This window comes from Mucilaginibacter oryzae, from assembly GCF_003148845.1.
GTDB classification, from domain to species: Bacteria; Bacteroidota; Bacteroidia; order Sphingobacteriales; family Sphingobacteriaceae; genus Mucilaginibacter; species Mucilaginibacter oryzae.
Map to the genome: position 1 here is coordinate 69692 of NZ_QGHA01000001.1, position 19408 is coordinate 89099.

General features: G+C 42.4%; 17 protein-coding genes. 5 read left to right on the top strand and 12 right to left on the bottom strand.

The window, feature by feature from the left end; translation table 11 throughout:
* Positions 1-219 precede the first annotated feature (219 nt).
* The 4 genes from LX99_RS00285 to LX99_RS00300 all read right to left on the bottom strand — a co-directional run bounded on the left by LX99_RS00285 (position 220) and on the right by LX99_RS00300 (position 3830).
* A complete protein-coding gene (locus tag LX99_RS00285) occupies positions 220-771 on the bottom strand; it encodes a dual specificity protein phosphatase family protein (protein WP_109605362.1) in 552 nt (183 codons plus the stop codon).
* 1 nt (position 772) lies between these two features.
* Complete coding sequence (locus LX99_RS00290) at positions 773-1660, bottom strand: diacylglycerol/lipid kinase family protein (RefSeq protein WP_109605364.1); 888 nt, start codon at positions 1658-1660, stop codon at positions 773-775.
* 218 nt (positions 1661-1878) lie between these two features.
* Positions 1879-2328 carry a GNAT family N-acetyltransferase gene (locus LX99_RS00295; RefSeq protein ID WP_109605366.1) on the bottom strand — a complete coding sequence of 150 codons (450 nt, stop codon included), beginning with the start codon at positions 2326-2328 and terminating at the stop codon, positions 1879-1881.
* Positions 2329-2447: 119 nt separating this feature from the next.
* Positions 2448-3830, bottom strand: a complete 1383-nt coding sequence (locus LX99_RS00300) for a S41 family peptidase (RefSeq protein ID WP_109605368.1) — start codon at positions 3828-3830, stop codon at positions 2448-2450.
* 223 nt (positions 3831-4053) lie between these two features.
* Between LX99_RS00300 and LX99_RS00305 the strand changes: the two genes are divergently transcribed.
* From LX99_RS00305 to LX99_RS00320, 4 genes are all read left to right on the top strand, one after another.
* Positions 4054-5046, top strand: coding sequence for a FecR family protein (locus LX99_RS00305; protein WP_109605370.1), 993 nt, complete (start codon positions 4054-4056; stop codon positions 5044-5046).
* A gap of 89 nt (positions 5047-5135) precedes the next feature.
* On the top strand, positions 5136-8432 hold the full coding sequence (locus tag LX99_RS00310) for a TonB-dependent receptor (RefSeq protein ID WP_109605372.1): 3297 nt from the start codon (positions 5136-5138) through the stop codon (positions 8430-8432).
* A 162-nt stretch (positions 8433-8594) separates the two neighbouring features.
* Entirely contained in the window at positions 8595-10049 is a 1455-nt protein-coding gene (locus LX99_RS00315; RefSeq protein ID WP_109605374.1) for a hypothetical protein, read from the top strand.
* Between the two features lie 85 nt (positions 10050-10134).
* Complete coding sequence (locus tag LX99_RS00320; RefSeq protein WP_146203030.1) at positions 10135-10908, top strand: hypothetical protein; 774 nt, start codon at positions 10135-10137, stop codon at positions 10906-10908.
* 202 nt (positions 10909-11110) lie between these two features.
* On the opposite strand, the gene LX99_RS00325 is transcribed toward LX99_RS00320, so the two are convergent.
* Positions 11111-11686 carry an RNA polymerase sigma factor gene (locus LX99_RS00325; protein ID WP_109605378.1) on the bottom strand — a complete coding sequence of 192 codons (576 nt, stop codon included), beginning with the start codon at positions 11684-11686 and terminating at the stop codon, positions 11111-11113.
* 259 nt (positions 11687-11945) lie between these two features.
* On the opposite strand from LX99_RS00325, the gene LX99_RS00330 reads away from it, so the two are divergent.
* Entirely contained in the window at positions 11946-12212 is a 267-nt protein-coding gene (locus LX99_RS00330) for a CHC2 zinc finger domain-containing protein (protein ID WP_022833961.1), read from the top strand.
* A 208-nt stretch (positions 12213-12420) separates the two neighbouring features.
* Here the strand turns inward: LX99_RS00330 and LX99_RS00335 are convergent, their stop codons facing one another.
* The 7 genes from LX99_RS00335 to LX99_RS00360 form a co-directional block, all read right to left on the bottom strand.
* On the bottom strand, positions 12421-14895 hold the full coding sequence (locus LX99_RS00335) for a glycoside hydrolase family 95 protein (protein ID WP_245927814.1): 2475 nt from the start codon (positions 14893-14895) through the stop codon (positions 12421-12423).
* 126 nt (positions 14896-15021) lie between these two features.
* Positions 15022-15888: an HD domain-containing protein gene (locus LX99_RS00340; RefSeq protein ID WP_109605381.1), complete on the bottom strand. Its 867-nt coding sequence runs from the start codon at positions 15886-15888 to the stop codon at positions 15022-15024.
* 156 nt (positions 15889-16044) lie between these two features.
* Positions 16045-17445 carry an alpha-L-fucosidase gene (locus tag LX99_RS00345; RefSeq protein WP_109606916.1) on the bottom strand — a complete coding sequence of 467 codons (1401 nt, stop codon included), beginning with the start codon at positions 17443-17445 and terminating at the stop codon, positions 16045-16047.
* Positions 17446-17965: 520 nt separating this feature from the next.
* On the bottom strand, positions 17966-18391 hold the full coding sequence (locus LX99_RS00350; RefSeq protein ID WP_109605382.1) for a hypothetical protein: 426 nt from the start codon (positions 18389-18391) through the stop codon (positions 17966-17968).
* 51 nt (positions 18392-18442) lie between these two features.
* Positions 18443-18742: a hypothetical protein gene (locus tag LX99_RS25315; RefSeq protein WP_146203031.1), complete on the bottom strand. Its 300-nt coding sequence runs from the start codon at positions 18740-18742 to the stop codon at positions 18443-18445.
* Positions 18721-18930: a hypothetical protein gene (locus tag LX99_RS00355; protein ID WP_109605384.1), complete on the bottom strand. Its 210-nt coding sequence runs from the start codon at positions 18928-18930 to the stop codon at positions 18721-18723. Before LX99_RS00355 ends, LX99_RS25315 begins: the two co-directional genes overlap by 22 nt.
* A 29-nt stretch (positions 18931-18959) precedes the next feature.
* Positions 18960-19397: a hypothetical protein gene (locus LX99_RS00360; RefSeq protein ID WP_109605386.1), complete on the bottom strand. Its 438-nt coding sequence runs from the start codon at positions 19395-19397 to the stop codon at positions 18960-18962.
* Positions 19398-19408 lie beyond the last annotated feature (11 nt).

Genomic DNA, 19408 nt, shown 5'->3' on the forward strand with positions numbered 1-19408 from the left:
TTTTTTTACAATATTATAACAACGCTAAGCAGTATGTAGTCGCTCATAGCTATTGTACCAAGTTATATATCAAAATATACCCATGATAGAAATAAAATGATACAAAGCTTTATTGATACGCCAGATACATAACCTGTTTTTGAGTTTTAAATGAAAGCCACTTAGTAATAGGGAAGCGCACGCAACATTTAAGGTTTGGATAAAGGAAGAGATTATAAACTATATTGTTGTTTGTTGTTGCTTATTAGCCTCGTAATACTGTTCCAATTGTTTAAGTCGCTCAATTTGCCCGGGGCGGGGATTAATAAACGTGCGAACTTTTTTAACCAGGCTAAAGGCGTCCTGAAAAGTTAAACCTGTTTTAAGCAGGTAGGCTATGGTCATGGTAGGGCCCCTTCCCAACCCCTGGCGGCAGTGAATGTATACTTTGCCTCCGGCCTTGATTTCGGCATCGGTAAAATCGGCTCCTTTTATCAATACATCCAACGGTGGCGGGGTGTTATCAACCGTCGGTAAATGCAGATAATGAAAACCTTCATATTGCGCTTCACTATACACCGAATGCATACGCATATTGATGATTGCGGTTATTCCAAGTGCTTTCATTTTACGTAAACCCAGCAAATTATACTGGCTGCCCAAAAACAGGTTAGCAGTAATCTGGCTCCGCTTAAGGGTGGGCATCCCTGCAAAAATCCGGTAAAAGTTATCATATATTTTTTGAAAAAAGATAACAATGAGCGTGATAAGGCTTTTTACTTTGCTGATCATATCAATTTTTATCGGGCGGCACCAAAATGTTTATAGAAGCAGGCATCACCTCTATTTCAATTCGCTTAGCTTGTTCTTCAAAATCATCGCGGATAAACTTCTGTTCGGCAAACGTATCAATTACTACTTTTTTACATTGCCAGTGCTTTACAGCATCCGTTTTGTTTTGCAGCAGGGCGCTGCCGGCAGCTTTAAGTAGCGATATAAAACTATTATCCCTTAATAAAACAACATCCAGCAACCCATCGGTAATACTAATGCCGGGTTGAAGCGCAAAATCGCCGATACCCATGTTACCGGAGTTGGTTACGGTTAAAGAAACGGCCTTCTCTTGCAGCACCTCTCCGTCTATTGTTAATGTGTATGCAGTTGGCTCGGCATTATTAATGGTTTTGAATGCGGTAACACCGTAAGCCAACTGACCAATTTCATCTTTCAATTCCCTGTCGGCCTGCAAAACCATATCGGCCATAATACCCAGGTTAACGCGTAATAAAAATGGTTTACCATTCATCAGGCCCATATCAATAAGTTTAAGTCCGGCAGTATCGCTTTTTAAAATCTCCAGCGCGGCGATGGTGTCTTGCGGAATGCCTAACTCTTTAGCCATAACATTAGCTGTACCGCCCGGAATAATTGCCATCGGGGTACCGGTACCCTGCAGGGCGGCCGCAACCTCGGTAACACAGCCGTCGCCGCCATATACCGCTACCAGATCTGTTTTGCCGATAATGCGGCGGACAATATCTGAAGCGCTGATATGTTTTTTGGTGATGCTGAGTTCCCAATCAATACCGCTATCGTTAAGGGCCGTATTAATATAAGATAATATCGGTTCCTCTTTACCCGAAGCCGGGTTAACAATAAAGTGAATGTGTTTAAATTTCATTTGCAGCCTGTTATGCTATGGGTTAACAGCCGCAGGCAAAGATGGTTTTGTTAATTGTATGAATAAGGATTACAGAATTTATGATATTGTTTGCCGGTTGCAGTTCAGCATGAAGTCGTGTTCAAAGATGAAGCAACAGCCCGGGTTTACCTGTACTATCCTATCAACGATATTGATTATTATAGGAGATCAATGCGGGCTTTTTTTAAAACAGGCTATTAGGTTAACACCATTTCAATATGGTCGATGCCGTCTTCATCATATACGTCACCCTCGGTTTTAAAGCCGAATATCTCATAAAATTTAACCGCATATAACTGAGCCCCTATCCTGAGCGGCACATCACCGTAAAGCTGCCTGGCACTATCAATAGCCATCTGCACCAATACTTTGCCTGCACCTTTACCCCTCACTTTGCTGCTGGTTATAATACGGCCGATCGATGCTTCGGCATAGGATATCCCAGCCGGTACCACACGTGCATAAGCCACCAGTTCCTGCCCTTCATCAAAAAGCATCAGATGGTGGCAGGCATAGTCTTTATCGTCCTGATCAAGAAACACGCAGTTTTGCTCTACCACAAACACTTCGCTCCGGAGTTTCAATATTTGATACAATTCTGTAACGGTAAGGTTATTGAAAGCTTTACAAATTGAGGTATAGTTCATGTTGCTGGTATGTCGTAATGCGAGGATATACAATTATCCGTGTAAAGTAAGCACATTGCCCCGATATAACAAAGCACTGTAAGTTTGGCCGGGGCCGGAATTTAAGTTGCAAAATGATGTTATCGGCTTGCCCTGCTAACCTTTACAGTTAAAGCACGTGCCGCGCGCTCATTTGCCGAACTGTAATTAACACCGCTGCCCGATAAGCTTTTACCGCTTGTGTTATTTGACGTGGTTGAGATCCGGTTACCGGTTAATGCAAGGGCCTGGTTCAGCAGGGGGTCCGCAGGGTCGCCAAACTGCTTAAGTGGTAGTTCGGTAAATTCATCAACAGCGAAATCCGGTATTAAGCCGCCGCTGTAATCGCCCTTGCCGTTAGCATTATACAATTTAAATATCAACGGGTGTAGTATAAGGCTTACCTGAGCCGGTTTGCGCTCATCGGCAATGGCAAAAGCTGCCATATCCTTACCTACGGTTTTTCCGCCTACTTGTATTACCGTAATGTAGGGTTTAAGCGCGTTAATCAGTAATTCGGCCGATGAAGCGGTTGCCGCCGTAGCCAGCACAATTACTTTCTCCAGGTTTAAGCGCCTGCTGATAACATCAGAGAATGACTGTGGCTGGTAATCGTTCTCCAGCATGGTTTGCTGGAAACTACGGTTACTTCGACCTCCGTTTTTATTGGCCTGGTAGATAACAAAGGTCTGGTTTGCTTCAGCATTGGCCAATACAGCGGCAAACTTTGCTGCCGAGGATACATCGCCGCCTGGGTTGTAACGTAAATCGATAATAAGGTTTGATACGCCTGCTGTTTTCAATTTCGACAGGGAATCGAGCAGGTTGCGGTCAAACACACCGTTAAAGGCATCATAAAATATATACCCCGTTTTTTTGCCCGCCGAATTGAATACTTTGGTTAGATATACCGGTTGCTCGGTAAAATATTGGGCGGATAAATTTAAGGTTTCCGTGGCGGTGATAATTCCGGCCTCCATATTTGCCAGTTGTAATTTGACAGGATTGCCCTGCTTCAAAATATGTTGTATAGTATTGCTGCTTGCGCTGCTGATTAACACATCATTAACCGCTGTAAAAAAATCGCCCCGTTTTAAGCCGGCCTTGTAAGCCGCGCTCCCCGGCACAACTAATGTAACGGTGGCTACCAAACCTCCCGGCGTAGTAGCATTATTAACGATGACGTAATCAAAACCGTAATACCCGAATGATGAGTATTCTGTTATTTTTTCATCCGGGTCGTCGAGGTATGAAAACCTGTCCGCATTATTAAGCAGGCTTTTGAAAAATGCGGTGGAAGATGCGCCCGGTACCGGACTTTGCGGCATTGTTTCGTTCCAGTAGTAGTAAACCTTCATACTATCAAGTATCCATTTTTGGACAAACGATAAGTTACCGGCGTTTACTTGATCCTTTTTACAGGATATGATAGTTAATATACATAGCAAAAAGATAACGGGAACACGAGAGGCTTTCATTTTCATCGGGCAGGGTTACATTTATTGTACGCCCGGCGGGAGCATATTCCCTATTGCGACTGAGAATTTTTTCGAAGTTTTTTACTGCCCCCTAACAAACGCTGATGTAACGCCGCCCTTTTAGCTTATTTGAAAATCGCCTGTAAAAAAATTAAAAAAAGTTTCAAACCCAATAGGGAATCCGGTTTTCCCCGGCGTAGTATCAATAAAAAGGAAAATAAACCACCACATGGCCGATACGACCAATAAAGCACTACTAAAAAAATATTTCGCGGGAAATTGCACTCCCGAAGAAAAAAAGCAGGTATTAGCCTACCTGGAACAGGATGATCAATCGGCGCTGGATGAGTATATAGCTGAGCAGGCCATGCTGGGCAAACCTATTGAAACGCCCGACGATGTTAAACAACAATTTTTTGAAAGGCTTAGTTCTGTTATTCATAAACCCGTTAAACGTAAAGTAATCAGCCTTAAAGCAGCCTATACCTACCGGGTGGCGGCGGGCCTTGCCCTGCTGATGGCTGTTGGCATAGCCTACTGGTTGGGCGGTAACAAAAAAGGCCGACAGGTACAGCAACTGGTTATTGTGAGCAATAATGAAAAATTTACGCACAAAATTATTTTGAGTGATGGTACACAGGTGTGGCTTAATCCCAACTCATCTATCAGTTACAACAAAAACAACTTTGCCGATACCAGCCGCGAGGTGAATATAACAGGCGAAGCTTTTTTTGATGTTACCCACGATGCCAACAGGCCTTTTAAGGTAAAATCGGGCAATATCATTACCCGTGTTTTGGGTACAGCGTTCAACATTACCGCTTACAAAACCGAAAAAGATATCGGTGTATTACTCGTGCGGGGCAAAGTGCAGGTAACATCAGGTAAACAACTCCGGGTGCTTTTACCAGGACAGTTATTAAACTACAACCGCTACAACAGCAGTATAGATGTACACAAAGTTTCTATCGAAGGCAAAATGGAAGCGTTTACCAGCGGCAAAATGGTATTTGATAACGTTCCGCTAAGTTTTGTGCTTAAACGCATTGCCAACGCGTATTCAGTAAATATCAGTTTAAAGGATAGCTCGGTGCTTCAAAACAAAATGATAACCGGCACCTATACCCGCAACGCGCCCGACGAGGTTTTACGCCGGGTACTTTTTATACACGGGTTACATTTTAAAAAGAAGGGAGAACATGAATATATCATAAACGATTAACCCTTTTTTTAAAAAATCGGGAATACCGCGGCAACGGTATCCCCCGTTAAATTTTGAAATGAGTTCGCTAAAACACTATTAAAAAATTTATGTACGTATTTACCAATAATAATTTCGTCAAGCAAAAAAAATCTACATTCATCGTTCTTATCATCGTACTGTTTACTTTTTATTCGATAGCTGCCGCCAACGCACAACTCAATATAACGCAGCTGCGCAACCCGGTAAGCCTGGCTATGCCAAACACTAATTTAGATGAGGTGCTGGTACAGCTGAAAAAGCAATCAACATACGACTTTTTTTACGACAAGGAAGCCGCTAAAAAAGTAAAGGTTAACAATATTAACTACAGCAATACAGCCCTGGGCAACGTTTTAACCGATTTAAAAAAGAGCCAGGCTCTTGAATACGAGCTGCAGGGCAAAGAAATATCCGTACGCATAGAAAAACGCCCCGCACACGCACCCGCCAGGCAGCAAAAAGACGGTAAAATTACCGGCAAAATACTGGATGACAAAGGCGAAACCCTGCCGGGCGCCACCATTAAACTGGTAGAAACCGGGAAAGCCATACAAAGTGCGCCTGATGGTTCATACCAGTTTGTGGTTGCACCAGGCACCTATACTATCGAAATCACTTATATTTCCTTCCAATCGCAACGCATAACCGGTATTGTTGTAAATGCTGATAAAAGTACATTATTGGATATAGCCATGAAACCGGCATCCAATGCACTTAGCGAAGTGGTGGTGAAATCTGATTATAAAAGAGCTTCCATCCAGGGGCTGTACGCAAGGCAAAAAAACAATGCCGCCCTATCCGACGGGATCACCGCCGAGCAGATTAGCCGTACCCCGGATAATAATACCGCCCAGGTACTCACGCGGGTAAGCGGTTTGCAGGTATCGCAAAACCGGTTTGTTGTAGTACGCGGCATGAGCGACAGGTATAACAATGTTATGCTGAACGGCGCGCCGTTGCCGAGCAGTGAGCCCAACCGTCGCGATTTCGCCTTTGATGTGATCCCAAGCTCGCTGGTTGATAATATTGTGGTGAATAAAACCGCCACCCCCGATCTCACCGGCGAATTTACAGGCGGACTTGTACAAATAACTACCAAGGATATCCCTGACGAAAACTATATACAACTTACGGTTGGAGGCGGCTACAACAGCCGTGCTACCGGTAAAGATTTTATAAGCGGGCACCGCGGTACGGCTAATTATTTTGGTTTTGCAAACGATTATCAGCGCAGGCCAACTGGAATGACAATGGGCGAATACAATAATCTGGGCATCCAGATTGCCGGAAACAACGCCACACCCGACCAAAAAGCGCAGGCGGCAAAGTTTTTAGGCACCCTGCCCGATAACTGGGCGTTACGTAAATATACAGCCCACCCCATTCAAAGCTATCAGTTTACAGTGGCACAAAGCTTTCCATTTAAAGATAACTCTACACTCGGGTTGGTTGCCGCCCTTACCTACCGTAATGAGCAGCTAAATCAGCAGCATGATGTAAGTCAGCTTACTGTAAGTGACTATAAAGGGACTGACTATATCTTCAATACACTTTGGGGAGGCAGCCTTAACCTCGGTTACACCAGTGGTCGTAACAAGTTTAGTCTTAAAAACACCTATAACCGTCGTTTTAATGATGAGTATTTCACTTATAGCGGCACCAATATCAGCGATAACCGTTTTACTAACAGCTACAGTAATCAAACCATCATTAATCAACTGTTTCAAACCAATTTTACCGGAGAACATACTTTGGGCAAGCGCGGAGTAAAGGCCGATTACGGCTTTGCTTTATCTACAGTAAACCGCGATCAGCCATTTACTCGCCTGATGGAAAGCGGCAGGCCGCTACAGAGCGCTAACCCGGATGACTACTACAGCTATAATTTTGGAGATGCAAACATTAATTACGGAAACATTTTTTATTCAAAACTGGCAGAAAAACGATATACCTGGCAAACAAACCTGCAGTTTCCTTTCCGCATGCAGGGATTAAACCAGTCGCTAAAAATTGGTTACCAGGGAAGCTACCGACGTGCTGATTTTGGAGCCGATTTTTACCGGATTAAAAATGTGTCAACCAATACAACCGACTCGCGTTATGACGGCCAGGCCTATTACGATGTATATAATTCAACGCAGTTTGCTAACGGAAGTTTATACCTGTATCCTACGGTTGCCGCCGGTAACGGCGTTACAAATCCTGGTGCAGGCACGGGTTATAAAGGCAGGCAAAATTTAAACGCCTTTTACGGCATGGTTGATTTAAAACCACTTAAAAACCTTAGGATTATAGGCGGTGTGCGTTACGAACGCAACGAACAAAATGTTTTTACAACAACCCGCGGTAAAGCAGCCAGTAACCAGGTAGCACCAATGGTAGATAGTTTAATTCAATCAAAAAATAACGACTGGCTGCCTTCCTTCAACGCCATTTATGCCTTAAACTCAAAAATGAATATCAGGGCTGCATACTACAAAACGGTAGCCCGACCAGATTTTAGAGAACTATCCTTTTTTACTTATTTTGACTACGACTTGTTTTTATCGGTTAGTGGTGATAATCTTAAGCGCACTTCTATCCAAAACTACGATTTAAGGTACGAGTTTTATCCTTCTCCGGGCGAGATCCTTTCAGTTTCGGGCTTTTACAAAAAATTCACCGACCCTATTGAGATACTTTATCCGAATGCCAACCCGAGAAGATACATATACAGCAATTTAAAAGGCGCCAAAAATACCGGTATCGAAGTCGACTTTCGCAAATCATTAAACTTCATTTCAGGCTCCTCGCCCCTTTGGGCAAACCTGTACATTTCGGGCAACTTTACCTATTTAGATGCCAATGTTGATCTTGGCACTGTATACTCGGTAAATGCCGCCGGAAAGGCGGTTCCAAGTAAACGCAACCGACCGCTAACCGGCCAATCGCCCTATATTATCAACACTGGAATATTGTATACCGGCAAGCATTTTGGCTTTAACGCTACCTATAATCGTTTCGGTCATCGTATAGTATATGCCTCGCCCGATCGTTCGGAAGACATGTACGAAAATGGGAGAAATGTGATTGATATGCAGTTGAGTTACAAATTCCTGAAAGATAATAAAGCAGAATTCCGCCTCAATATCAGTAATCTTTTAAACAGCCAGATGTTTTATTACAGAAATCAATACGGGCCCGGTAACAAAACCTACCCGGAGCAAACTCCCTCTGTTGAATCATATCCCGGCGACGGCACTCCCCCCCCTCCGTCCGGACAGCTTGATCCTAAGGGAACCAAATTTAACGCGGCATACGATACCAAGATGTATACCTGGAAATACGGCACAACATCAACGCTCAATTTCATTTATCGCTTTTAATTGTAACCATCATATAAATTTTAAAAAGAAAGGAAAACAAACATCTACCTAAGTAAAACAAAAAAGCCTGATCTGCTTACCGGCTTAAAAGGTGAAGCGACAATTAAAAACCCAAATTGAATAAACAGAACCAAATTTCTATTTATTTAAAAAAAGCACACTATGAAAATGCAATTTAAATCTATCGGTGTATTAGCGCTTGCTGTAGCTGTAAGCTTTGCAAGCTGTAAAAAACAAGACGGTGTTAGCGCAGCCAAAGGCGATTTTGACCGTTCATCAAAAGCTTTATTTCCTGATACCCACACGCTGCCAACAGCTACAGGTACTATCAGCGGTGTAATTACCAGCAACATCACCCTTACTAATGATAAAGTTTGGTTTATTGACGGCCCTACTTTTGTTGATAGTTTGGCCACTATCACTATTCAGCCGGGTACTTACATTAAAGGTAAAGCTACTTCAACTACTACAAGCGGTTTCCCATCGTACCTGGTTATCAGAAGAGGTGGTAAAATTGATGCGCAGGGAACAACAGCAAACCCTATCGTTTTCACTTCGGCAAAAGCTGCAGGCCAACGTGCCAAAGGCGATTGGGGTGGTGTTGTACTTTTGGGTAATGCCCCAACTAACCAGGCCAAGCCGCAAATTGAAGGTATTCCAACTGCACAAATCCCTGCATCTTTACTAAGTAAAGACGCTATCGGTTACGGTGGTTCTGTTGAAGCTGATAACTCAGGCATCCTGAAAAACGTACGTATCGAGTTTGCCGGCGTAATTGTTGATGCCGCACTGGGTAACGAACTAAACGGCCTTACTTTAGGCGGTGTTGGTGCCGGTACTACCTTAGATCACATCCAGGTATCATACGGTGCTGATGATGCATTTGAATTTTTTGGCGGTTCGGTAAATGCTAAATACCTGATTTCTTATGGTAACGATGATGATGACCTGGATTTTGATCAGGGTTACCAGGGTTCAATTCAGTTCGCGGTTGCTGCCAAAGATCTGAACTTTACCTATTCATCAAGCCCTAATGGTATCGAGAGCAACAACATTTCATCGCCTATAACAACAACAGGCGGTGCTTTTGCAAGCCGTTTAACTCAGCCTGTTTTATCAAACCTTACCTTTGTTGGTGGCGCAACTGCCGGCCCAACTTCAGGTATTGGTCATTTATTCCGTGTAGGTTCAAGCTACATTGTACGTAACTCGATTGTTATGGGCTTTAACGCCGGTGCTACATTAATCAGCACTACAGGCAGCGAATACTCAAACAGCTATGTACATGGCTTTACAACAGCTGTTAGCGGTTCGGCTTCTACTTCAACTTCAGTTACTTCGTTAACCGGCGCTACTCCAAACAACACCATCAAACTTGTTGATCCGTTTAATATCAGTACTCCTGATTGGAGGTACAAAAACGCTGCTCCTGGCTCTGCAGTTTCACCTGTATCAACAGGCGCTAACTTCACAGGCTTAAGCGTTACCCATCCTGGCGGCGGCTTTACCGCATTTGATTCTTCCAACTCTTACGTAGGCGCATTTGGTTCACAAACCAGCACTCGTTGGGATAGTGGTGGCTGGGCTTCGTACGAGCCATTCACAAACGCTTACTAATTAAAATTTATCCCTGATAGGTTACATTAAAAGAACTGAAGTACCGTGGGCAATTATGCTCACGGTACTTTTCAAATTAAAGTTTATGAAAAAAATCAAACTTCTGTTTCTGTTAATATTAATTGCTCAACTATTTTTTTCCTGTAAAAAAGACGGCCAACTTATTGAAGCCAAAGGATATGGCAAACTGGCAATAAATTCAACCACATCAGCAGATATAGGCCCTTTGCTGGTTGATATTGACGGTAAAGTGACAGACACATTGAAAGGGCCATCAGATAATGCAAGTATTACCACTTACACCGGCAACAGGAAAGTTAGGATTTACGAGCAGGGCAAAGCAAATACACCTGTTATTGACACAGTGTTAAATATTAAAACAGGTACAGAAAAACTATCATTTTTATATACAGGCGATGTAAAAATTATAGGAGGCGGTTACGATGGCAGTATAACCCCTGCAAAAGGCAGTGCACTGGCTCAGTTTGTGAACCTTGATAAATCTTTACCTACACTGGTAGATATGAAAATTTACGAAGTTTACAGTAACGATGCTGGTGATTTTATACCAGAAGAGGTAGCATACATCAAAGGCATCGGAAAAAATAAATTTAGCCCTTATATAGAAATTCCACCATATAAACATGGCGATTTTAGCTTCGGCTATTACTATGCCTTGTTTGATTCGGCCACCGGCGCAACTGTAGTGGATATTTCAACTTATCCGGCAATAAACTGGTCGACCGAAGGCGGCGGCCAATTCCGCCCGGACAAAGTCGTATCGCTGGGTATTACATATGATGCCTCGCTTGGCGGTTATACAACAGCGATCATCTACGAAACGCAGCTTAAACAGTAATTAATCCTCAAAAATATATAATTAAAAAAGCCGGTCCCAAATCACCGGCTTTTTTTAAATGCAATTTATCCATCGGCTAATTTCTTTTCCGGGGATATCTGCAAAAGTAAGCTTTTTTGCTATTAATTTTATGTAATTTTAATATTAACCAATAGTGTATTTTCAATTAACTACCACCACAAACTATTTTCCACAAATAATATCAATTATTTAATAGTTTAACTAACAGCACCATGGTTAAGGATGACAAATGGCCTACCTCATATGCCATCTTCACCTGCCGCCTAATCTCTTTTGATGCTTCATTTAAATGGTTGTCAACCGTTTTTGGCGATATACCGAGGCTTTGCGCTATATTTTTATAACTCAGGCCGTCCTCCTTAAACATGCGGTAAACCCGCTGCCGCTTCAAAGGCATCTTATCGATAATTTGTTTAACTATTCCTTCATATTCTTTCAGTTCAGTGCCGTCGGTTGGGTTAGTAGCCTCAGCGGCCATATAGCCAAGTTCTGCTTCAGCTATTTCCTGTCGGCATTTTTTCCGCAGTTCATCTCTGAAAGCATTGCGGGTATAAACGTATAAAATGGGCGAGTAATCGCCCTGGTCTTCGATATCATCAAGCTTTTCCCAAAGTTTTACATATGCTGTTTGCAGCAGATCATTAGTCTGATCTTCATTATGTGTAAGCTTCAGAAAAGTATTTTTGAGTTTGTTAAAGGTATGATGGTAAATATCCTCAAAACGAGCCAGCCGGGCAGATTTTTCAGTTAATTTCATATGCAGGTTTTACGTATGTAAATTACCCGGATGATATTAACTGAATGTTAAAACTTAAAAATATTTATGGATATTTAAATTTATGACATAAATAATAATAAAACAGCTATCAAGCATTTAAACAACTATCATTGTCCAGATCTAACCTTGGAGATGATCAATAATAAACCCAAAACCTTAGTGTTTTTTTCAACATTAACACCGCGGCGGCAGCCAAAAATTTATTTTCGCAACCTGATTAAAATACACTAAGCATAACATGTCCGCATCTTATTCCCTGTCACCGGTACAGGCCGATCTTGTACAGATTGTTTCAAAATATGTATTACTGGAGGCCAGCCGCCGTAACTTGAAAGGCCGCTGCCCTTTTCATATTGACCAGGCCACATCACTCATGGTATCGCCCGAAAAAAATATATTCCAGTGCTTTGGTTGCGGCAAGGGCGGCGGCCCGGTTGAGTTTATAATGGCTATAGAAAATAAAACCCGCGAAGAGGCTATACAGATGATTACGGCAATTAATTAAGCCCTCATCATACAAAACAAGCCATAGTGTTAAATCGGGTATTACAGCGTTCCTGCAAACAAGGCCGACGTGAATTTCCGCCGTCCATCCGGATAGATCAAAAGAAAAGGGGGCTGTTTTCCATAAGGAATACAGCCCCCTTAACAAACAGTTTTTTCGCTGCGCCCTCACAGCTACCTGCAGATTTTTTTAAAGATCCTACCGTGGCTTATAAACCGGCTGTTAACCGGTACGATTTGCCTTTTTGGGTATTAAACACTAATTCATAACCCTCTTTCACTTTAGTTTGCGTAGCGCTTACCCCGCTTACTTTCAATTTTGATGGCGACACGATGCGGCAAACGCCGCCTGTTTTAGATAAAACGTTAGCGCTGGTTACTTTACCTTCAGTCCATTTCATATCTACCACAAAGGCACCCCTTGCTACCAAACCTTTTACCTCGCCTGTACCCCAGGCATCGGGCAGGGCCGGCAGCAAATGGATATTGCCGTTCTGGCTTTGCAGCAGCATCTCGGCCAAACCAGATGTACCACCAAAGTTGCCATCTATCTGAAATGGCGGATGAGCATCAAACATATTAGGATATAACCCCCCGCCTTCGCTGTAATGGGTTTCGCCGGTGCCGGTAAGCCTTAGCAAATCGCGGTACAGCTTGTACGCGTGATTACCATCAAGCAGGCGTGCCCAAAGATTTACCTTCCAGGCCAGGCTCCAGCCGGTACTTTCATCGCCACGTAACTCCAACGATCGTTTAGCGGCAGCGGCCAGCTCGGGGTTTACTGCTATCGATATTTCATTTGCCGGATAAACCGAATACAAGTGCGATACATGGCGGTGATGCGGATCGGGCGATTCCTGGTCTTTATACCATTCCTGTAGCTGCCCTTTGCTGCCCACCTGGTAAGGGATCAGCTTGCTTTTTTTAAGCAGGAGCGTATCGCGAAACGCCGCGTCAACCCCTAATATTTTACCTGCGGCCACAAGGTTGCCAAACAGATCGCGGATGATCCCCATATCCATTGTGGTTGAAACGGATACCTCGCCTGTTTTACCCGGCGCGTATATAAAATCGTTTTCGGGCGACATGGATGGAGCAGTTACCAAATGCCCCCGACCGTCGGGCACCAGCCAGTCTAACGTAAATTTAGCGGCGCCTTTCATTAAGGGGTAAGCGGTATTTTTCAAAAACTCCTTATCGCCGGTGTACAGGTAATGCTCCCATAAATGCCGTGTCAGCCAATCACCACCCATAGCCCAGTTCGCCCATTTGGGTTCGCCTTTGCCCAAATCACCTACCGGGTAGGCCATGGCCCAAATATCCGTATTGTGATGTGTTACCCAGCCCTGCGCATGATAGTAGCTTTTGGCAACTTCGCTGCCCGTTTCAGATAATTCTTTAATTAACTGGAACAGCGGCGTGTGCATTTCTGAAAGGTTGCAGTCTTCGGCCATCCAGTAGTTCATTTGCACGTTGATATTGCTGGTGTAATTGGAGCTCCATGGCGCACGGAGTTCTTTATTCCAGATACCCTGTAAGTTTGCAGGCACACCTTTAGTGCGCGAACTGCTGATGAGCAGGTAGCGACCATACTGAAAATACAAAGCCTCCAGGCCGGGATCGGCGCTTTGATTTTTATTATATTCAACCAGCCTTTGGTCGGTTGGCAAATCGGCGCGGCTGCCTTTATTATTGTTCAAACTCAGGCTTACGCGGTTAAAATATTTTTGATAATCGGCAACATGGGCCGCAAGCAATTGCGCGTAAGTTTTTTTAGCGGCCTGTTTTAAATAGGTTTCCGCTACTTTTTCATCGCCATCCAGGCATTTATTGTAAGCGATAAAGCTGGTTGCTGCGGTTAGATATAATGTAACCGATGATGCGCCCTTTACGGTGACGCCGCTGGTATCGGCCGTTATTTTGCCATCATTACTTACAGCTTTGGCTAATAACTCATAACGCATACCCCTGCATTGATCATTATCTGCATAAACAACCGGGTTAGGCGAATCTACATAGCTTGGTTCAACGTGGGCGGGGGCCTTGCCGGCGAGTTTCAGTGTGTTACCTTCAATTACACTTTTTTGAAAACGCAGCTGGCTGCCTGTATTTATTTTAAGATTTAACTGTTTAGGTTTATCAGCCGAAATACGGATCACTATAACCTTATCGGGCGCAGAAGCAAAGATCTCGCGTTTATAATTTACGCCGTTAACCGTATATTTTGTGGTTGCCACGGCGTTGCCGATATTCAGATCGCGATAATATGCGCTTTGCTGTGCGCCGCCAAATGTCTGTTTGATATGCAGATCGCCGAGGGGCAGAAAACTTTCTGAATACAAACCCTGCATTTTTTGGGTAAGATCATGCGCTTTTTGATAGTCCTCCTTAAATAATGCTTCGCGCACCTGGGCAAGGTATTGAAAAGCCCCGGGGTTAATGTTCTTTTTTACCGGTCCGCCCGACCATAGCGTAGCATCGTTTAGTTGTAGCAACTCATCATCAACGCCGCCAAAAATCATAGCGCCAAAGGTACCATTACCTACCGGCAGCGCTTCTGTCCATACTTTTGCAGGTTGCCTATACCATAATGTGTTGTTTTGTGCATTGGCGTTAAGTGCAGTGAGCTGCATACATAGTGGTAAAACCACCAACAGGAATGTTGCTTTCAGTCCTCGGTTCATAAATAGTTTACATTGTTTTTACAATTATAACAATGCACCGGCGATAAAAAATAATGCTTATTGGCATTTTTATACGCGAAACTGTAAATGAACCATACTAAGGCTTAACCGCCATAGCATCATTATTTATGCTGAGGCACTATAAAGAACCGCGGGGTGCAGTTCGCGTTTTTTAAATAGTGCGGTTGCATGTTCTGCCGCAAAGTGTTTGAAGCGCGACATGCTTTTAATATCTTCTAAGCTTATGTTGCATTCGGTATCCTTCATGAGCAGGGCCAGCACATCAAAATCATCTTTTAATAAATCGCCTGTATTGATCACGCCGTTCTGAAGCGCGTATTTAAGCAAACCCGCCATTTTAATATTGGCATATACGTGTTCCGGCTTTTTAAAATAATTATTGTTTAGCTGCAAAAATTTGTTGCTGATCCATAGGGCAGAGCCACCGCTTAGCAAAGCTATTTTATCATCCTGCAATACCAGTTGCGTTAAAAAGCATTTCACTTCTGCCAAGGTGATTAACCCGGCATGGTACAGATCGCGCAGGGTGTAATCAACCCTATCGGCGCAAAGTGCAGGCAGGGGTTGTTCTAATATTTTATGCTGTTGATTAAATAAGATATCTATTGAATAGCCATGTCTTTTTAAGATGGCAGGCACTTCCGATTGCACAATAACATCTTCAAAAATACTTTCATGGTAATCTTCGTTAAGGTTTTCGAAAATATAATCTGCCACATGCGAGAAAGCGGTATGCGAAGCATCATGAAGCAGGGCAGCAATCTGCTCTTCCATACTTCCGCCAAGCCATTTAACCAGGTACATTACCCCTACCGAATGCTGGTAACGGGTATGGTTAATTGCCGGATTAACCAGGAAAATGGCGCCGCCCTGATGAACGTTTCTGAGCCTTTGCACCGGGGTCGAGTAAAGTAAATCGGCCAGTACAAGCTCTATTTCAAATTGTCCGTATAAATTATCTGCCAGTTTCATCAATTAACGTATAACCAATGTTTGTACCGGTTATAATGTAAAATTAGAAACATTAATTAAAAAATACTAACTTTTTTAGCAAAAAATCGTCGTTATGAAACAGAAAAACCCGCTCAGGGCGGGCTTTCTTTTTAACTATTAATTGTGGTAAGCTATTTACCTTCTTTCATTATAAACCTGAAATTCGGCGATAGATACCTGTTTTGCTGCTTTCTCAATCGAGATACGCACCTTACCTGCCCATACCCTGTCAAACCTGTGTACTTTAATTTTATTTCCGTTTTCACCTTCAAAAAGCGTTTTCCAAACGCCGTCGATATTGTATTCCAGTTTGTAGTTAGTGATGTTCGGATGTTCTTCGGCAATAACAATGGTATTGAACCCCTGCTCTTTTTTAAAGTCGATCTCGTACCATGGCGCTTTTACAGTCGGGTTTGATACCCACGAGGAGTGAAAATCATCGTCATTGGCGAAATCCATAATGGCCGAATCGTCGCTCCAGCTTGCACTTGCCGGTTGGTTTTTAGCAAGGTTGGATGATATGATCGGAGCATCCAGTTTAGATAGTTTGACAACCGGGCCTTCGTTTTTCCAGATCTTACCTATTTCTTTAAGGGCAGCAAGCGCGTTATCATCAAAAACGCCATCGCGGTTAGGCGCCACGTTAAGGATAAAGTTACAATCTACGTTGTTTAGGGGCTTTAAGGTTTCATTTACCAGCTTTACAGGATCCTTTACCGGCGTGTTAGGGTGGCTTGTTTCCCAAAACCAATTGGCCTGCAGCGGCAAACAAGCTATTGCCGGCATACGGTTATCCTTGGTTGATACGCGCTGGCCTGCACCCATTTCATAAGTTTTAATATCGGTATAGTACATGCCTTCGGCAGGGTATTTGGCGCCGTTTAGGTCCATTACCAAACAGTTTGGCTGCAATGATTTTACCAAGGTGTAGATCTCTTCAAAGGGCACATCATCATAAGAAATACGAGACCACGGCGCATCCCATCCATCAATTATCAACGCACCTATTTCACCATATTTGGTCATCAGTTCGATGATCTGCGCTTTAACCATATCAATATGCTTAGGCGTAATCATGTTTGGCCTTAAGCGGTGGTGGGTATCTAATATCGAATAATATAAAAACACCTTCAATCCGTTGGCCCTGAAGGCGTCGGCATATTCTTTTACCACATCTTTTTTTAACGGACTGTTCATCACGTTATAATCGGTTGTTTTGGTATCCCAGATACAAAAGCCACTATGGTGTTTGGTGGTGATACAACCGTAAGTCATGTTGGCAGATTTGGCGGCTTTGGCCCACTGGTCGCAATTCAGTTTTTTGGGATTGAAAATGGCCGGCGAGGCATCGGGATCAGCCCAGTCCTGGTCCATATAAGTAGGGATGTTAAAATGGATGAACATACCGAAGCGCAGATCAACAAATTCCTGTTGTAACTGCGCCAATGGTTTTACAGGCTGCGTGGTGGTTTGTGCTTTTAATGAAAGCGTAAAAACGCTACATGCTATTAAGCATATATTTTTTAGTTTGAACATGATTTTGATAAAACGTTTAATCACTTATTTTATCGCAAGATGCTACAAATTACTGCCCCGATATTGTATTAAATTAACATTACGTTCAGGTTATTTGGCCTGAACGTAAATGTACCGGGGCTACTATTTGTATCTTACTGTAAAATAAATCCACTTTGCCGAAGCTTGTTTCCAGAAGGCAATAATCAACGCTTTAGCTTAACGGCACCTGGTTGTTTTTAGTGCTTATTTGACTGAACGCAAAAATAGAAAGATACCTAAGAATCTACGCTCACGCCATTGCTACAGGGAATGCTTTCTTTGCAAGGCATAAGTTCCAAACCAAGCTGAAATAAGCAAGGTAAACCAAGTTGTGCAGGTCTTTCAATCCCATACCGCCCACTGGCGGTAATACAACTTGCAGCATAAAAAACAAACATCTTAACAGACATACATGTAGTCGTATATACAAATATACCGGGACGCTTAAAGGACAAATCCCGGCTGGTTTGGCCGGGCTAGTAGTTATTATTATTCCAAATTACTCTTCAGGATCTTCGGGATTGACTATATCTTCTATCATTCGATTTGCTACAATCTTTACGCTTATTAATCTAATAACAAACATTACTGCAATAAAAACGATAAAAAAGTAAATATGATAATCTTGAGTGAAACCTAAAAATGCAGCAACGCATGTCGCGAGAATTTCAAATAATGGGGAAAGATAGTAGGAAAAAACGATAGTTTTACTTTCTGGAATAATATCAAATTCCCCTCCATCCACATTTCTAAACACCTCTGCACGAGAGCCCCCCCTCCAAATATTATATTTAAATCCTACATGACTTTGGGTTTGTTCTTTAATTATATAAGCTGGTTTATCCAGTTCAGCTTTTATGTTTTTAATCAAGATGAATGGCTCAACATTCGTTGAACGTATTATTTTTTTATATCTAATTTTCATGTTATCAAGATTTAATGATCTCCTTTTGCTTCTATTTCTTAGGCCATTGCATTAATGGACTATATGACCAACATCAGGATCATATCCAGCATTTTCATCATGATAATATGGTTGCCCGATTAAAGTAGTAACACCCGATGTGAAAGAGCCAGTTCCTATTTTGGGAAGGGATACACCTGGACCAAAACCAATACTCCAAGTTTTATAAGTACTTGACCAACGATAGCTAAGTAAGACTATACCATAGCTTCCTCCTGCTACTTTTACCGGCCCAGCCCAATCAGAGAAAGTGTTATGATAACCATTCACGGGTTTGATAATATATCCCCCTATTGATAATGAAGCTGCCAAAGTAGTTGCGACTCCATATACAGTGTAATAATCTTGATGCCAATTTTATTAGTTGAAACTGTTCCGTATTCTATCATTGTTCCGGCCACCGCTCCAGCTTGAGCAGTGAAATTTCCACCACCTGTTATCTCGCCATATTTAGCCAACTCCTGAGCATAGCCCCCCTGATTGACATTCGCAGTAACCAAGTGATAATAGGTAATTACCCCTCAAACTATTAGTCATTCTTAGATGACTCAATTTGATCTAATAGATCGTCTAAACTTGTTTTATCAGAATTTCTAAAAAAATATTTATAAGACAATTTACCTTTAGATTCAAAAGACACTTTTATTAACTTTCTTTCTTTCTTAACTGAAAAATTATAAACAAACTTTACACTTTCAATCTCAGAAACCAAAATAGATTGAGATTTATCCCCAAAATAACTTTTTAATTTTAGGCTATTTCCATCGTAATACACTTTCCTGCAATGCCATAATCGTATCCACTGAATCACTGTAAAAATAACTAGTACGCCATAGGATATATTTACAACGCTATCGGAAAAATTACTTTTCCAAAAAAAACAAATAAATGCTGCTATAAGAACCGGACCTATGATTAAACCTATCAAAGATTTATAATATAGGGCATCAGACGATAATTCTTTCATGTTATATTAAT